This is a genomic window from Streptomyces tremellae (assembly GCF_039540215.1).
GTDB lineage: Bacteria > Actinomycetota > Actinomycetes > Streptomycetales > Streptomycetaceae > Streptomyces > Streptomyces tremellae.
The window spans coordinates 63369-79667 of record NZ_BAABEP010000005.1 but is presented as its reverse complement, the minus strand read 5'-3'; the positions used below and the strand labels follow the sequence as shown (position 1 = coordinate 79667).

The 16299-nt window shown below is 75.5% G+C and carries 12 protein-coding genes and 1 pseudogene; 10 read left to right on the top strand and 3 right to left on the bottom strand.

The annotated features are described in order from the left end of the window. Positions 1–3: 3 nt before the first annotated feature. Both ABEA77_RS06260 and ABEA77_RS06255 read right to left on the bottom strand, forming a co-directional pair. Complete coding sequence (locus tag ABEA77_RS06260; protein WP_425588210.1) at positions 4–822, bottom strand: endo alpha-1,4 polygalactosaminidase; 819 nt, start codon at positions 820–822, stop codon at positions 4–6. Between the two features lie 252 nt (positions 823–1074). Then, the gene (locus tag ABEA77_RS06255) at positions 1075–1641 is read right to left on the bottom strand and encodes a TetR/AcrR family transcriptional regulator (RefSeq protein ID WP_345642618.1); all 567 of its coding nucleotides are present in this window, start codon (positions 1639–1641) and stop codon (positions 1075–1077) included. Between the two features lie 89 nt (positions 1642–1730). Between ABEA77_RS06255 and ABEA77_RS06250 the strand changes: the two genes are divergently transcribed. Next, a complete protein-coding gene (locus tag ABEA77_RS06250; RefSeq protein ID WP_345642615.1) occupies positions 1731–2762 on the top strand; it encodes a zinc-binding dehydrogenase in 1032 nt (343 codons plus the stop codon). An 858-nt stretch (positions 2763–3620) separates the two neighbouring features. Here the strand turns inward: ABEA77_RS06250 and ABEA77_RS06245 are convergent. After that, positions 3621–4976 (bottom strand): COG1470 family protein, encoded by a 1356-nt coding sequence (locus ABEA77_RS06245; RefSeq protein ID WP_345642344.1) that lies wholly within the window; start codon positions 4974–4976, stop codon positions 3621–3623. 201 nt (positions 4977–5177) lie between these two features. On the opposite strand from ABEA77_RS06245, the gene ABEA77_RS06240 reads away from it, so the two are divergent. From ABEA77_RS06240 to ABEA77_RS06200, 9 genes and pseudogenes are all read left to right on the top strand, one after another. Next, the gene (locus ABEA77_RS06240; protein WP_345642341.1) at positions 5178–5879 is read left to right on the top strand and encodes a helix-turn-helix transcriptional regulator; all 702 of its coding nucleotides are present in this window, start codon (positions 5178–5180) and stop codon (positions 5877–5879) included. 145 nt (positions 5880–6024) lie between these two features. Further along, positions 6025–9189: a hypothetical protein gene (locus ABEA77_RS06235; protein WP_425588209.1), complete on the top strand. Its 3165-nt coding sequence runs from the start codon at positions 6025–6027 to the stop codon at positions 9187–9189. Next, positions 9186–9887 carry a Pvc16 family protein gene (locus ABEA77_RS06230; RefSeq protein ID WP_345642338.1) on the top strand — a complete coding sequence of 234 codons (702 nt, stop codon included), beginning with the start codon at positions 9186–9188 and terminating at the stop codon, positions 9885–9887. Before ABEA77_RS06235 ends, ABEA77_RS06230 begins: the two co-directional genes overlap by 4 nt. Next, entirely contained in the window at positions 9884–11968 is a 2085-nt protein-coding gene (locus ABEA77_RS06225; protein ID WP_345642335.1) for an AAA family ATPase, read from the top strand. The genes ABEA77_RS06230 and ABEA77_RS06225 overlap by 4 nt, the downstream gene beginning before the upstream one ends. A 139-nt stretch (positions 11969–12107) precedes the next feature. Then, positions 12108–13664: a phage tail sheath family protein gene (locus ABEA77_RS06220; RefSeq protein WP_345642332.1), complete on the top strand. Its 1557-nt coding sequence runs from the start codon at positions 12108–12110 to the stop codon at positions 13662–13664. A gap of 100 nt (positions 13665–13764) precedes the next feature. Next, positions 13765–14205: a phage tail protein gene (locus ABEA77_RS06215; RefSeq protein ID WP_345642329.1), complete on the top strand. Its 441-nt coding sequence runs from the start codon at positions 13765–13767 to the stop codon at positions 14203–14205. Next, positions 14202–14702, top strand: a complete 501-nt coding sequence (locus ABEA77_RS06210) for a hypothetical protein (protein WP_345642326.1) — start codon at positions 14202–14204, stop codon at positions 14700–14702. The genes ABEA77_RS06215 and ABEA77_RS06210 overlap by 4 nt, the downstream gene beginning before the upstream one ends. Next, positions 14699–14857 carry a DUF6760 family protein gene (locus ABEA77_RS06205; RefSeq protein WP_345642323.1) on the top strand — a complete coding sequence of 53 codons (159 nt, stop codon included), beginning with the start codon at positions 14699–14701 and terminating at the stop codon, positions 14855–14857. Before ABEA77_RS06210 ends, ABEA77_RS06205 begins: the two co-directional genes overlap by 4 nt. Before the next feature lie 4 nt (positions 14858–14861). Then, positions 14862–16299 (top strand): annotated as a pseudogene (locus ABEA77_RS06200) (hypothetical protein); the annotation flags it as partial.

The following is a 16299-nucleotide window of genomic DNA, read 5'->3' as shown; positions in this document are numbered from 1 at the left end:
GGGTCAGCAGACCTTGCGCACGTATCCGGCGTCGCCGGGTGACAGCACGTCGCGGTCGCGCAGCACGACGCTCAGCCGGTCCCCGTAGCCGCCGCACGTCTTCGTGAAGTACTTCTGCCCGTACTCGATGACGATGACGTGGTCGCCGAAGCCCTCGACGTAGTCCCCGCACTCGTCCCACTCGCCGCACTCCTCGGCGATGGCGAAGTCGAGGCCGGTGTCGGCGCGTTCGGTCGAGAGCTGGGCGGTGTTCTTCTGCGCGACGGCCAGGCCCTGCTCGTGGGCGTGGTCGGCGAGCAGCTTCACCATCGCCTTCGCGTCGGACTCGCTGAGCAGGCCGGTGCGGTCGAAGGTGTCGAGGTTGTCGGGCTCGACCGCGTCGAAGCCCCTGGCCGCGCAGGAGTCGATCCACGTGTCCACCTTGGCGGCGATCGCCCTGCGGTTCTTGTCCGTCCTGGTGTCGAGCATGGCCTCGCCCCAGTCCTCGTCGTAGACGACCTGGCCGCCGGCGTCCTTCAGCAGCAGGCCGGGCCACTGGTCCTCGGCGCCCGGCTGGGCCTGGAAGGCGTTGACGTAGCAGATGTTGTACAGGCCCTGCGCGGGCGACGCGGTGTGGTCGCGGCTGACCACGCGCACTCCGGCGGGCGGCTGGTAGGGCTTGTTGATCTGGTAGTCGAAGCCGGCGTGCACGGGCGGGAGGGTGACCGCGGGCGCAGCCGCCCCCGCGGTGGAACAGGCCGGCAGGGAGACGGCGACGGCCGCCGTCACGGCGGCCAGCACGGCGAGCCCCCGCCGGAGGCGGGGGCGTGTGGTGTCGGTCACGGGTACTCCACGGGAGGGGGCACGTCCCCGCCTCGGAGTCCGCACTCCGTGCGGATCCTGGCGACTGAGTCCGGACTTGCGGTGTGCGCACCGCGGTACCGGCTGGGCGTACCTCTGCCGCCGGGCGCTCGGCTCCGGCGTCGCATGGAGTAAATCGGGCGGCCCCCGGCGTGTCAACCGCACGTCCGGGGCGGATCGTTGGGGGTGGCGGCCCGGCACTGCCGGGAGCCGTACGGCGCCGCGGGCCGCCGGTCAGCCAAAAGCCCGCCGCACGAGGGCCGTCGCCAGCTCGGCGCTGACCGCGAGGGTGTCGGGCGGGAGCGGCTGGGTGGCGAGGGCACCCTCGTGCAGGACGAGGAGCCGTACGGCGAGGGTGCCGGGGTCCCGGCAGCCGGCGTCGGCGGCGAGTTCCTCGAACAGGCCGAGCAGCCAGAGCTTCTGGTCCGCGGCGATGCGGTGCGCGGGGTGCGCGGGGTCGGGCAGCTCGGCCAGCGCGTTGATGAAGGCGCAGCCGCGGGGGTTGCCCTCGCTCCAGGTCCGCAGGGCGTCGAAGGGCGCGGTGACGGCCGCGACGCGGTCGGCGCAGGCGTCGACCGCGTCGCGGACGAGGGAGCGCCAGCGCTTGTCGCGCTCCGCGAGATAGGCCGCCACGAGCCGGTCCTTGGAACCGAACTGGTTGTAGAGGGTGCGTTTGGTGACACCCGACCGCTCTGCGATCAGGTCCACGCCGACCGCCGTGATCCCACGGCTGTAGAACAGCTCCTCCGCCGCTGCCACGATGCGGCGTCCTGCCGGGGTCACGGGCCGCGCCTCCTGCATTGGACCTTCCTTCACCGATCGGTATACCTTGGCGATGTTCACCGATCAGTATACTTGAGGAGGCCCAGGTGACGGTGGTATCGAACAGCATGCGGGCGGTGCGGATCACCCGCCACGGGGGGCTTGAGGCCCTGGAGCCGGCCGAGGTGGCGGTACCCGTACCGGCGCCGGGCGAGGTACTCGTACGGGTCGCCTCGGCCGCGCTGAACAACACCGACCTGTGGACCCGGGAGGGCGCCTACGGCCGGCCGGGCCGCCCGGAGGCGCTGTCCGGCTGGCGCGGCCCGGTCGGCTTCCCCCGGATCCAGGGGGCGGACGTGGCAGGTCGCGTCGTCGCCCTCGGCCCCGGCGCGGACGCGGGGCTGACCGGGCGGCGGGTGGTCGTCGACCCGGCGATCTACGACGCGGAGGGTCCGGACGCCAACCCGGTGGGCCTGATGGGCAGCGAGCGCGACGGAGGCTACGCCGAGTACGTCACCGCACCGGCGGCGCGCGTGCACGACATGACGGAATCCCCGCTCACGGACGACCAGCTCGCGGCGCTGCCGACCGCGTACGGCACGGCGCTCGGCATGATCGAGCGCGGCGGGCTGCGCGCCGGGGAGACAGTCCTGGTCTCGGGCGCCTCGGGCGGCGTCGGCCTCGCCCTGACGCAGCTCGCCCGCGCCCGCGGCGCGCGGGTGGTCGCCATCAGCAGCGGCGCCAAGGCCGACGCGGTGCGCGCGGCGGGCGCGCACGCGGTGGTCGACCGCGCCCGGGGCGTCGCCGACCAGGTGCGGGCCGCCGCTCCTGACGGTATCGACCTCGGACTCGACGTCGTGGCAGGGGAACTGGTGGGCGAGGGACTCCCCCTGCTGCGCGAGGGCGGCCGCTGGGTGGTCGCGGGTGCGCTCGGCGGCCACGGTGTGGCGTTCGACGTGCGCCGCCTCTACCTGCACAACACGCGGCTGATCGGCTCCTCGATGCACACACCCGCGCACTTCGCGCTCCTCATGGACCTCGCGCGGAGCGGGGCTTTCCGGCCCGTCGTCACCGCGGCGTTCCCCCTGGAGCGTGCCGCGGAGGCACAGCGGGAGCTGGCCCGCAGGAACCACGTGGGAAAGATCGTCCTGCACCCCTGAGGCCGGCCCCTCGCCGCCGGCCACGGGGCCTCGTGCCCCAGGTGGTGGTCGAAGAGGAGGCGCGTCGCCCTGAGCAGGAGGACCGCGTGGCCCCGGGCCGAGGGGCACACCGCCGCGACCGGCCGCTCGTCGTCGGCGATCGGCACGCGTATGCGCTCGGGCGGCCCGGGTGGCCTCACCGTCGCACTGTCCCAGCGCGGTGGGCCCCGCAGGGTCCGGTCCCGCGTGCCGGGCTCCGCCCCCGGCGTCCGTGCGCACAGCGCCGCCGTCCGCACGGCCCTCTCCCGGCCGAACGGCCCGTAGCCGCTGTGGATGTCCGCGGGGCGCTCCCCGCACGAGGGTGTGTCACCCACGGCAGAGTCCGGCCACGAGGGAGCCACAGGCATGACACCGGGGACCGCAGGCAGCACGCGCGGCCGGCCGGGAGAATACACGGGGCAACGGGCGGTGGCGGGGCCGCGCCGCTGGCCGGCGGGGTGTAGCCGCCGGCCCTGACACTGGTGGCGGCCCGTGCGGGCCACGGCGCTGCCGGGCCGGGGACCGGCGGTGCCGCGCCCGGGGGTAGGGTGGACGCGGCGGATGCGGAAGCACCGGTTCAGGCCAGGCGGGCGGGGTGGTGGGCACCCGGTCCACACCGTTCCGGGCCCCGGGCGACACCTGGAATCGGCCAAAGTTGACGGGACGGGCCGCCGCTCAATACCCCTTCGCCGCAGGGCGTTTGACCGGAGGCGGCGGAACAAAGGGTCCGCAAACGGGACATCCCGCTCCGCGCGCGGAGGGTCCTCATTCCGGCCGCCCGGCGGACGTCCGCCATTGCACGGCGCCTCCTCGCGCCCCACGATGTCGGTGACGCCTGGTTCACCTCGTGTCGCTGAGCACCCCACTCACGTTGAGCACCTCGTGGCATTCCCGCGCACGCCGCCCGGTGGCAGGCGTGCCCGGCTTCGCACAGGTCACCTGGGCCGTGACCGTGTCGTTCTCGGTGATTCTGATGGGGGTGACCCAGTGGTAGTCCTGATTGCGAAACGTCTCGAGCGCGATCGTCGTGATCTTGCGCTCGCCGAAGTTGATGGTCATCACCCCTTCGTCGCCCTGGAAGTTGGCGACGACGATGTCCGTGATGCCGAAGACCTTGCCCTGCGGGACCTTGTAGGTGCCCGTCTTGTCGGCCCCGCCGGCCGTCTGGAGGTCGATGGTGGCGGAGCTCTGCTGACCGTCCCCGCTGCCGTCCGCTCCCCCGCTCCCGCCTGCGCCGCCCGTGCCCGTGCCCGTGCCGGAACCCGGGCTCGCGCCGCCGGTGCCCGGCTGGGTGCCGGAGCCGCCGCCCGGCTGGTCTCCCGTGCCGCCGGATGCCTGGGTGCCCTCTCCTGCCGGAGTCTCCTTGGGGTGGACGACCTGGTCGGCTGCGGCCTTGGCCGTGCTGCGCACCGCGGGCCGCACCAGGGCGAACCACGCGAGCAGCAGTGCGAGGATCGCGGCGAGCACCGCGAGCAGCCACTTGGGGAAGACCGGGATCTGCACGAACTCCGCGTCCAGCGGCGGCTGGAGTTCCCCCGGCGCGTCCTGCTCGCGCCCCCCAGCAGCCGTCCCGCTCTCGGTGACGGCGACCGTGAAGGGCCAGACCACCGGCTTGCCGAACCACACCGGCTTCCCCGTGCGCACCCGCAGCCCGGCCTCGGCCGACTCCCCGGGCTCCAGCTTCCGCACCGCGGGACGGAACGCGAACCGCAGCTCCTCCCCCGGCTGTTGGGGCGAAAACCCCTTCTGGACCGTGGAGTTGCCCTCGTTGCGCAGGGCGATGCGGTATCTGCCCCGCAGCCAGCCGCGGCGCCGGCGCGGTGCGATCTCGGCGCGCAGCTGCCGGAACTCCTCGACGCGCACCGTGGTTTCGGGAACCCGTACCGCCTCGGGATGCTCCGTGGGTAGCACGCGCACCGCGAGGGGCACCTCGCCCGCCCTGACCTCCGGCGAGCGCGGAGGTGCCAGTCTGATCGTCACCGTCTCCGAGGTGCCCGGGTACAGCGAGACGCGCTCGGGTTCCACGCTCGCCCAGGCGGCGCAGTCGCCGACGACCTCCAGGCTGTACGCCTCGACGATGTCGCTGTCGTTGCGGACGGTCAGTCGGGTGGATGCGGCACCGCCGGGCGTCACGGACACCTCGGGGATGCCGAGGCCGGGCGCGCCGGGACCTGAGGGGGCTGCGGGAGACGTCACGCGGCGACGCTACGACGCGCCGCGGCCGCCCTGGAGAGGCGCGAGGGCAAGGCGCCGTGCAGCCGCGATGCCCCGGACAGCTCCCTGGGCCTCCCCTTCCGTTGGGCACCGCCTGGGCACCGCCGCCCTTTCCGCGGACGCCCCGCCCTCCCGACGCGCCGCCGCCCACCCTCACCCGCTTCAAGGAACAGGTACCCGACCATGACCTGCCCCCAGGCAAGCGCACCCGCACCCGCACCCGAGTACACCGGGCGCTGGCCCGCGCCCGCAGGACGCCCCGCGCGGGTCTCGGTCGCCGTGTACGCGCCCGACCCCGTCCTCTACGTGGGCATCGTGCAGCAGTTGCGCCAGCGCCCCGAGATCGACCTGGTCGACGATGCCGGCGCGGACACCGCCCAGGTGTCGCTCGTGACGGTCGACACCGTGGACGACGAGACGACCGCCCTGCTGAACCGGCTGCGGCACAACCCGGGCACCCGCACAGGACTCGTGGTCGGGACCTTCGAGTCGGGCGACGCGCTCCAGCGCGCCATCGACTCCGGCGTGGCCGCGGTGCTGCGGCGCGCCGAGGCCGACCAGGACCGGCTGCTGCGCCTGGTGCTCGCGATCGCGAACGGGGAGGGCATGCTGCCGGGCGACCTGCTCGCGAAGCTGCTCAGCCACGTCGGGAGCCTCCAGCGCTCGACCCTCGACCCGCGCGCCGCGTCCCTGTCGACGCTGACCTCGCGGGAGGCGGAGATGCTGCGCCTCGTGTCGGAGGGCCTGGACACCGCGGAGATCGCCAGGAAGACGGCGTACTCGGAACGGACCGTCAAGAACGTGCTGCACGAGGTCATCACGCGGCTGCACCTGCGCAACCGCGCCCACGCCGTGGGCCACGCGCTGCGCAACGGCCTGATCTGAAGGACCGGGACGGCCCGCCCGCTGCCCGAACGCGCACCCGCCGCTTCCCCCGGGTACGCCCCGCCGGTCCTGCCGCGCCCCGGGGTCCCGCGCCCAGGATGGCGGGCGTATGCGTGACGGCGGCGTTCGGACGGTGAGGTGGGCCGTGACAGGCACGGATGGCTCCGGGTGCGCGCGGCGCCGCCTGGGGCGCATCGGCATGGCGCTGCTGCTGATGGTGCCGCTGTTCGCGGTGACCGCAGCGGCCGGGCCCCGCACCGTGCGGGCGGCCGCGCCCGCCGCGGCGAGCGCGGCCGGGACCCGGATCGCGTACGCGGGCACGCAGCACCGCAGCCTCGGCCGGGTGGAGGCCACCGATTCGAGCGTCCCGCTGTTCGGCGCGGGGCCGGTGCACTACGACGTCCAACCCCAGGCACACGGCGGCCAGTTGGTCTTCACCAGCCGTCGCGACGAGAAGAACCCGCAGGTCTACCTGCGCGGCGCGGACGGCTCCGTACGCAAACTGACCACCGGCAGGGACGCCGCCCACCCGTGGCTGACCCCGGACGGCCGGTCCGTCGTCTTCGACTCGGCCGAGCCGGGCGGCACCGGCGGCGGCACACAGCGCGACCTGTGGCTCGTACGCACCGACGGGACGGGGCTCACCCGGCTGACGGACACCCCCGCCGACGAGGAGCATCCGACCGTGTCGCCCGACGGGGCGCGGCTCGCCTACGCGAGCGACGCCGACGCGCTCGCCGGGGAGCAGGTCTATGTGCGGCCGCTGGCGGGCGGCACCGCACGGCGCGTCACCGACCCGGCGGACGGCACCGCGACCGAGCCCGCCTGGAACCCGGTCGACGACGAAGAGAACCGGGACATCATCGCCTACACGTCGACGGGTGCCGACGGCCCCAGGCTGCGCTGGGCGTCGGGCAGCGGGGGCGGCGGAGGCCCGCTGCTCTCCGGCGAGCAGGCCGGCTGGCGTACCCACGGGGCAGCGTGGCTGCCCGACGGGGACGGTGTGCTGTTCCTCAGCCAGGACATCATCGTCTGCGTCTGCGAGGGCGACTGGAACCACGTCTACCGGGCGACGGCGCACTCCGACGCGACGGCCACGCTGGTGCTGAGCGAGAACCGCGACGTCGGCTCCGTCACCTGGCTCGGGCCGGTCGACGGCGGCACCTCGGTCGTGGACCGCACGACCGCGTCCGGGCCGAACACAGCGACCCTCCAGGACATCCGCCAGGACGGCTCCGACCCGCGCGACCTCGGCCTGACCGTCCTGACCGAGGACCCGGCGGCCGACACCAACACCGACCCGTCCAAGGACCCGCTGTTCCAGCCCGCGGCCCCGTACGACCCGTGGACGGAGCGGCAGAACTACACGCCGGACGGGCGCGGGATCGTGCTGACCCGCTTCGAGGGCGACACGCAGGACCGGATCGAACGGATCTGGCTCGCGGACGCGGACGGCTCGCACGCGCGCCCCATGCCGCTCGCCGGGCGCGGCGACCACGACTGGGACACCGACCCGACGTTCTCACCCGACGGCAGGCTCATCGCCTTCACCCGCACGTCGCCCGGCGGCGTCGGCACGGACGCGGGGCCGAGCCGGGTCCTGATCGCGGACGCCGCGACCGGGGCGCTCAAGGGCGAGATCACCCCGCCCGCGGGCGAGACCGCGGGCGGCGACGCACAGCCCACCTGGTCGTCCGACGGCACCGTGCTCGCCTTCACCCGCACCGAGGTGATCGACGGGAACGGCGGCAACAAGCACGTGTGGACCGTCCCGGTCGACCACCTCGACCGGCAGCGCGACCTGAGCATCGCGCACTGCCCGGGCGACTGCCAGGTCATCGACGACAGCCCGGCGTTCTCGCCCGACGGCACGACGGTCGCCTTCAACCGGAAGAACGGCGGCGGCCGGGTCGACGAGGACGACGGCATCCTCCTCACCTCGCTCACCGGCGACGACTGCCACGTCCTGCTGCCCGCCGCCGCGCGCGGCCTGCCGGGGGCGTGCGGTCGCGAGCTGCCCGACACGACGGCCACCGGCCCCTTCCAGCCGCGCGACGCCGCGTGGAGCGCGGACGGCAGGAGCCTGGTCCTCAGCTCGCGTGCCGAGGTCGCGGCCAACAGCCCGGAGAAGCTCAGCCGCGTCGACATCGCCACCGGAGCCCTGACGCCGCTCACCGGCGAGCTGCCGGGGCGGCAGAAGGAGCCGAGTGTGCAGCAGTCCGTGGACCTCGCGGTCCAGGCACCGGGCACGTCGGGACCTGTCGTCGTCGGCCGCACCGGCGCCGTGCGCGTCGACGTCGTCAACCACGGGCCGGCCGCCTCGCCCGGCACCCGGCTGACCGTCGCCCCGCCCCTCGGGGTCACCGTGACGGGCCTCACCGCGCCCGGCGGCACCTGCGACACCGCGGGACTCACCTGCGACCTCGGCGTGGTGGAGCCCGGCGGCACCGTCCCCGTGACGGTGACGGTCACCGGGGTCACCCCGGGTGAACAGCCGGTCGGCTGGTCGGTCACCGGCGCCGTCATCGACCCGGATCCCGGGGACAACGCGGCCACGACCGTGGTGCCGGTGCGCGAGGCACCCGCGCCGCCGGGTCCGCCCGCCCCGCCGCCGCCGACGACCGGCCCGCCCGCGCCGCCGCCCGCCGAGCCGCCCCCGCCGCTCGCGGGGCCAGGGGTGCGCGTCACGGCCCAGCCGGAGCCCGGATACGTGGGCGGCCGCGTCGTCGTCACGTACACCGTGAGCAACGGACGCAACGCGCTGGCCACAGGGCTGCGGCTGCGGCTCGGGCTGCCGGCCGGCGTGCCGGACAACGGGCCGCCGCCGGGGTGCGACAGCGGCTTCTCGTGCGCGCTGCCCGACCTCGCGCCGGGCGCGCGTACGGTGCTCACCGTCGTCCTCTCCCCCACCCGGGCGGTGAGCACGCGGGTGACGGGCCTGCTGACGACCACGGGCACCGACGCCGACCCGGGCGACAACTCGGCCAGCAGGCCGCTGCGGATCCTCCAGCCGAAGATCGTGGCCGTGCCGCCGATCGGCAAGCCCGGCTTCGTGACCTCGGTGCGCGGCAAGGACTTCCCGCCGGGCGTGCCGGTGCGGTTCCGCTGGAAGCCCGGCATCACCGCGGCGGCGGCCCCCACGGTCCCGGTGCCCGACGGCACGTTCATCGGGCAGCTGCTGATCCTCACCAAGGACCAGACGGGCCCGCGCACCATCACCGCGAGCGGCCCCGGGTTCTCCCCCGTGACCACGGACTTCCTGGTCGTCAGCGGGACGGTGCAGCCGCCGGACGAGGTGACGCGCCGGTGATCCACGAGGTCGACGAGGCGCTGCGGGCCCTGCTCGACGGCTCGGGGCTCGCGGCGTCCGGCGTCGAGGTGGCCTTCGACGCGCCGACCCGCGACTGGGCCGCGCGGCGCACCGCACCCACCGTGTGCGTGTTCCTGTACGACATCCGCGAGGACAACACGCGGCGCGGCAGCAGCGGCGGCGAGGTGTACGACGAGGAAGGACACGTCGTGGCGCGCCGCGCCCCGGCGCGCTGGTTCGAGCTGACGTACCTGGTCACGGCGTGGGCGAGCCGGCCGCGGGACGAGCACAGGCTGCTCTCCCAGGTCCTGGCGTGCCTGGTGTCCACCGACACGCTCGGCCCTGAGTTGCTGACCGGCTCGCTCGCCGAACTCGGCCTGATCGTGGGCCTCGACGCGGGCGGTACGGGCCTCGACGCTCCGGCCGCCTCCGACGTGTGGTCGGCGCTGGGCGGCGAGCTCAGGCCGTCGCTCGGGGTGCGGGTGCGGGCGCCGCTCGCCGGGATCCGCCGGGTCGCGGCGCCGCCGGTCACCGAGGGGCTCGTCGTCCGCCCGGTGCCACAGGCGGGCCCGGAGGCCGCCGAGTCGGCGCGCCGCCTGCGCTACACCGGGATCGCCGACCCGGGCGGCGAGGGCTTCGGCGGGCCGCGCGAGCGCCGTCCACGGCCCGCGCGCCGCCGGGGGGACCGCCAGCCGTGACGTACACCGCGCGGCCCGCCGCGCCCTCGGACCCGGGCACGGCGCCGTACCTGTGGCGGCGGCTGCGGCTGGTCGAGGAGCGGGTGCGGTACGCCGTGGCCGTCCGGCGGGCCGCCGACCCGGATCCCGACGACCCGTACCGCGGCCAGTACCTCACGCCGGAGGCGGTCGGCCGCCTCCTCGACGAACCGCCGGGGCCTGCGCTGCCGCCGCTGCCGGGCGGCGGGCCGCCGCCCGGCTCCGTACTCGGCCGTCTGGCACGGGACTTCGGCCTCACGCCGCTCGACGTGGACCTGCTGCTCGTCGCACTCGCGCCGGACCTCGACGCGCGCTTCGAGCGGCTCTACGGCTATCTCAACGACGACCTGACGCGCAGGCGGGCCACGGTCGGCCTCGCGCTCGAACTGTGCGGGTACGGCGGCCTGTCCGCCGCGCGGTTCCGGCTCGCTCCCGGGGCGCCGCTGACGGCCGGCGGCCTGGTCGAGGTCGCGGAGCCGGAGCGGCCACCGCTGTCCCGGGTGCTCGCCGTGCCCGACCGGGTCACCGCGCACCTGCTCGGCGAAGCCGCGTCCGACCCGCGCCTCGTGCCGGTGCTCGGCGAGGAGACGGCGGACCCGTCCTGCGACGACGCGCAGGCCGGGCAGGCCGCGGCGTCCTTCGCGGGTGGCACCGGGCACGTGCACCTGCGGACCCGCGGCGGCGCCCCGGAGGGCCTGGCCTGCGCGGCCCTGCGCGCCGCCGGCCGCCGCCCGCTCGTCCTGGACGCGGCGGCGCTCGGCCGCCGCGCGGGCGAGCTGCCGGAACTGGCCGCGATCGCCGCGAGGGAGGCGCGGCTGACCGGTGCGGGCGTCGTGCTCGGCCCGCTGGAAGCACTGCCAGAAAGGCCGTCAGAGCGGGCCCACGCGCTGCGTACCCTGAGCGGCACGCTGGCCCACGTCCCGCTCCTCACGTACGGCGCGGACGGCTGGGACCCCTCCTGGGCGGCCAGGACGCCCCTGACCCTGACGGTGGCCGCGGCGCCGCCGGAGCGGCAGGCGGCGCGCTGGCGGCAGGCGCTGGAGGCGGCGGGCGGGAGCGACCGGGCGGCGGACGCGGAGGCGCTCGCCGGGTCGGTGGCCGCGCACCGCCTCGACTCCGGGCAGGTGCGGCGCGCCGCGGAGGCCGCGGTGCGCGCGGCGGCGCTGGCGGGCCGCGCGGTGGACCGGGACGATCTGCGGGCCGCCGTGCGGGCGCAGAACAGCGCGGGCCTCGCCCGGCTGGCCCGCCGGGTCGAGCCCGCGGTCGGCTGGGACGACCTGGTGCTGCCGCCGCGTACGCTGCGGGAGCTGCGCGAACTCGCCGTACGGGCCCGCCACCGCGACCTGGTGCTCGGCCGGTGGGGCATGCGGCCGGGCGGCGGGCGGGGGCGGGGGGTGATCGCCCTGTTCGCCGGGGAGTCGGGCACGGGCAAGACCATGTCGGCCGAGGTGGTCGCCGCCGACCTGGGCATGGACCTGTACGTGGTGGACCTGTCCACGGTGGTCGACAAGTACGTCGGCGAGACGGAGAAGAACCTGGAGCGGATCTTCACGGAGGCGTCGGCGGTCAACGCGGTGCTGCTGTTCGACGAGGCCGACGCGATCTTCGGCAAGCGCTCCGAGGTGAAGGACGCGCACGACAGGCACGCCAACATCGAGTCGGCCTATCTGCTGCAGCGGATGGAGTCCTTCGACGGGGTCGCGGTGCTCACCACCAATCTGCGGGCCAACCTCGACGAGGCGTTCACCCGGCGCCTCGACGTCGTCGCGGACTTCCCCGTGCCCGACGCGGCGCACCGCCTGGCCCTGTGGGAGCGCTGCCTCGGTGGCCGGCTGCCGCGCGCGGGCGATCTGGACCTGGCGTTCTGCGCGGACCGGTTCGAGCTGGCCGGGGGGTCGATCAGGTCCTGCGCGGTCACCGCCGCCTACCTGTCGGCCGAGGCGGGCACGCCGCTGACGATGGCGCAGGTGGTGGCGTCGGTCGCGCGGGAGTACCGCAAGCTGGGCCGCCTGGTCCTGGAGGGCGAGTTCGGGCCGTATCTCGCGCAGGCGGCGGGCGCCTGACCCTGCACGCGCGGACCGCGGGAACCGCCCGCGCGGGCAGGGCGATTGCCCCCGGGCAGGGCCCGGCGTCCTCTGCCACCGGTGGCGGGCTGCGACAACGCTGGGGACACCGAGGCCGCAGGACCGTGAAGGAGCGAGCATGGCGACGTACCTCACCCCAGGCGTGTACATGGAGGAGGTGCAGTCCGGTGCCCGGCCGATCGAGGGGGTCGGCACCGCCGTCGCCGCGTTCGTCGGTTTCGCCGAGGACGGCCCGTTCCACACACCGACACTGGTCACCAGCTGGGACCAGTACACCCGTCAGTTCGGTGGCTTCACCCGGGGCACGTATCTGCCGCACGCGCTGTACGGGTACTTCGCCAACGGCGGTGGCGCCGCGTACGTCGTACGGGTCGGCGGCTCGGCCGACGACGCCTCGGCCCCCGCGGCGGGCGGGCCCCGGGGCAGCGGGCGGCTTGCCGCGCAGCCGGTGGAGCTCGGCGGCTTCCTCGTCGCGGCGCGGCCCGGGGTGAGCGGGGTGTCCGTCGAGGTCGCCGAGGCTGAGGGGGAGAACCCGCCGGACGACCGCTTCCGGCTGCTGGTGCGCCAGGGCGACCAGGTGGTCGAGACGTACGACGCCTCCACCCGCAAGAACGTCAAGGGGTATCTGCTCAACCAGGCGCGCGCCTCGAAGCTGGTCGAGGTCACCGAGCAGCGCGGCGCGAGCCAGACGAAGCCCGCCGCGCAGACGGTCGCGGTGCCGGACGCGCCGCCCGCGCCCGCCGCTGGCCCCGGCGAGGTCACGCGGCTCGACCCGGCCGAGTACGTCGGCGACGCGGACTCCCGCACCGGGTTCGCCGGACTTGAGACCATCGACGAGATCACCATGGTCGCCGTCCCTGACCTGATGAGCGCCTACCAGCGCGGCGACCTCGACGCAGAGGGTGTCCGCACCGTGCAGCTGGCCGTCATCGCGCACTGCGAGCAGATGGGCGACCGGGTCGCCGTGCTCGACGCCCCTCCGGGGCTTTCCCCGCAGGCCGTGCGGACCTGGCGCAACGACGAGGCGGGATACGACTCCCACTACGCGACGCTCTACTACCCGTGGGTGCGGGTCTTCGACCCGGCGTCGGGCCACAACACCACGGTCCCGCCGAGCGGCCACGTCGCCGGCGTGTGGGCACGCAGCGACGCGGAGCGCGGCGTGCACAAGGCCCCGGCCAACGAGGTGATCAGGGGCGCGGTCGACCTGGAGCTGCGGCTCAGCAAGGCCGAGCAGGACCTGCTCAACCCGATCGGGGTGAACTGCGTGCGCGCCTTCCCCGGCCGGGGCATCCGGATCTGGGGCGCCCGCACCCTCTCCTCCGACCCGGCCTGGCGCTATCTCAACGTGCGCCGCCTCTTCAACTACCTGGAGGAGTCCATCCTCCTGGGCACCCAGTGGGTGGTGTTCGAGCCCAACGACGACCGCCTGTGGTCGAGCATCAGGCGCAACGCGAGCGCGTTCCTCACCGAGGAGTGGCGCAGGGGCGCGCTGTTCGGGCAGACCGCGGCGGAGGCCTTCTACGTGAAGTGCGACCGCGACAACAATCCGCAGGAGTCCATCGACCAGGGCCGCGTGGTGTGCGAGATCGGCGTGTCGCCCGTGAAGCCGGCGGAGTTCGTGGTGTTCAGGCTCGCCCAGTTCTCCGACAGCACCAGCCTCGTCGACGAGTGAGACGAGCGCGCCGAACGCGGTGAGCACGGCGAGCGCGCCGGGCAGCAGCGGGCCGCAGGCTCCCCAACCCCGCACCAGCGAGAGAAGGTGACAGACAGTCATGGCAGAGGGCGATGCGCTTTCCACGCATATCTTCGGCGTGCAGCTCGGCGGCTACCTGGTCGAGTCGATCCAGGAGATCAGCGGTCTGACCGTCGAGGAGGAGGTCGTCGAGGTCCGCCAGGTCAGCTCGGAGGGCAAGCAGATCATCCGCAAGCAGCCGGGCGCCCGGCAGGCCGGGGAGATCACGATCACCCGGGGGCTCGACCAGAGCAGCGAGTTCACCCAGTGGATCAAGGAGACGCTGAACAACGGGGCCGTGGACACGGCGCGGCAGAACCTCACCATCGAGATCAAGGACTCCACGGGCGAGACGGTCCGCCGCATCCAGCTGATGCAGGGCTGGGCGTCGCGGTGGGAGGGCCCGTCGCTCAAGGCGGGCGAGTCCTCGGCCGCCACGGAGTCCGTGACCATCGTGTTCGAGGAGATCGTCGTCGAATGAGGCGCCGTACGGTGACAGCGGGCAGTCTGGACGAGATCCTCCGGGCCACGGCGCCCGCCGCCGACGCGCCCGCGGCGGCCCCCGCGCCGCCTCCGGCCGCGCCCGCCGCGGGCGGCCAGGACCACGGGCTGCGCACCGAGTTCGAGTTCGAGCTGCCGCGCGGGTACGTCGACGAGGCGGGCACCGTGCACCGGCACGGAGCGATGCGGCTCGCCACCGCGCGCGACGAGCTGCGGCCCCAGATCGACCTGCGCGTCAAGGAGAACCCGGCGTACCTGAGCGTCGTGCTGCTCAGCCAGGTGATCACCAGGATCGGCACCGTCACCGACGTGCACGTCGGCGTCGTGGAGCGGATGTACGCGACCGATGTGGCGTTCCTCCAGGACTTCTACCGCCGCGTCAACAGCGAGGGCCACACCCGGGCTGCCGTGACGTGCCCGCACTGCGAGGGCGGCTTCGAGGTGGACCTCTCGGGTGGGCGCCTGGGGGAATCGTGACGTACGCGCTCCCCCGGCTGCGGGAGGAGATCGCGTACATCGCCTACCACTTCCACTGGCCACGCGAGGAGATCCTCGACCTGACCCACGCCGAGCGCCGGCAGTGGGCCGGCGAGATCGCCCGTATCAACACTCGTGTGAACGAAGGCGGTTGAGTACATGGCATGGCGGGACATGGTGCGCCGCAGGGGGCGCGCCGCACGGGCCGCACCGTCCGGGGGCGCGGCGGCGCCGCACCTCGGGGCCGGGCCCGGCGCCGTCCCCGAGGGCTGGGACGGCGGCTGGCGGCGTGCGGGCGCACCCGTGCTGACGCTGTCCCGGGAGCCGCTCGCGGTCAGCGACGGGCTGGTGTTCCGCTCCGGCCTCGCCGCGTGGCGCGACCCGTCGTTCGACACGGGGCTCGCCCACGGGGTGCTGCGCTCCGCGCCGGCGGGTCTGGTGCGCGGCGTGGTCCGGCCGCCCGCGGGTACGGACCCCGACGGCGCCGCCCCGAGCACGGGCGGACCGCTGCTGCTGCGTGCGCTGCCGCGCCCCGCCGACGAGACGGCCGGGGCCGACGAGGCCTCTCCGGCCCCGGGCGCCAGGGTCCTGCACGCGCCGCCGCCGTCCCCGGCCGCCCCGTCGTCGTCCGGCGGGCGGGCGGCGCCCGGTGGGAACGCCCCGGCCGGGCCGCGCACCGGTGGCGGCGACGGGGCCGCCGGCCGGGCGGCGGGTCCGCAGGGCGCGCTGCCGCAGGTCCGGCAGCGCCCACGGACCGAAGGGCGGCGGACCACGGACGCCGCGGCTGGAGGGGGCGGACGGGGCCGCGAGGGTCTGGGCCGAGGCACGCAGGACGCCCCGGGAACCGACCGCCGCCGTGCCGCAGCCCCTGCAGGCGGCGCGCAGGAGCGTGAGGGCCGGGCGCCGGAGGACGGGCGTGTGCCACGGGACGCGCGAGGCACGGCGGACGGCGGGGCCTCGGCGGGTTCCGCGTCGGCGCGGCGGCCTGTCCGGGAGGCCGGGGCGCGGGGCCTCGCTTCCGGGAGCAGCGCGGAGGGCTCCCCGGCCCGGCAGCGGCGGGACCCGGATCCCGCGGTGCCGGGCCGGGGCGGCGAGGCGCCGGGGGCCGGGGCGGCGCCCGCAGCAGGGGAGGCCCCCGTACAGCGCGCCCTGACATTCGAGAGGCCCGTGCCCCTGGCGGAGCCCGGCGCGGAGCCGGCGGCGCGGGCGACCGGCGCCCCGGGCCTCCCGGCGGCCCCGGCGTCTCCTGCCCTTCCGCTGGTGCGCCGCGTCGCCGTGGTGCCGGTAAGCGGGCACGGCACACCGCCGTCCCCCGCCGCCCCTGCGTCCGCTGCGTACGGGGCGCGGCGGCGCGCCGCGCCGTCCGGCACGGGACACGACGGGGCATCCCACGGCCCTGCCACCGCCAACACCCCCACGGCCTCGCCCCGCGCGGGACGTGGCGGGCCCTCGGCGGACACCGACCGGCGCGGTCGCGCCCCGCACGGCCCCTCCACCACCGACACCCCGGCCGCCGCAGCGCGTACGGCACGTGGCGGGCCGTCGGCGGACACCGACCGGCGCGGTCGCGCCCCGCACGGCCCCTCCACCACCGACA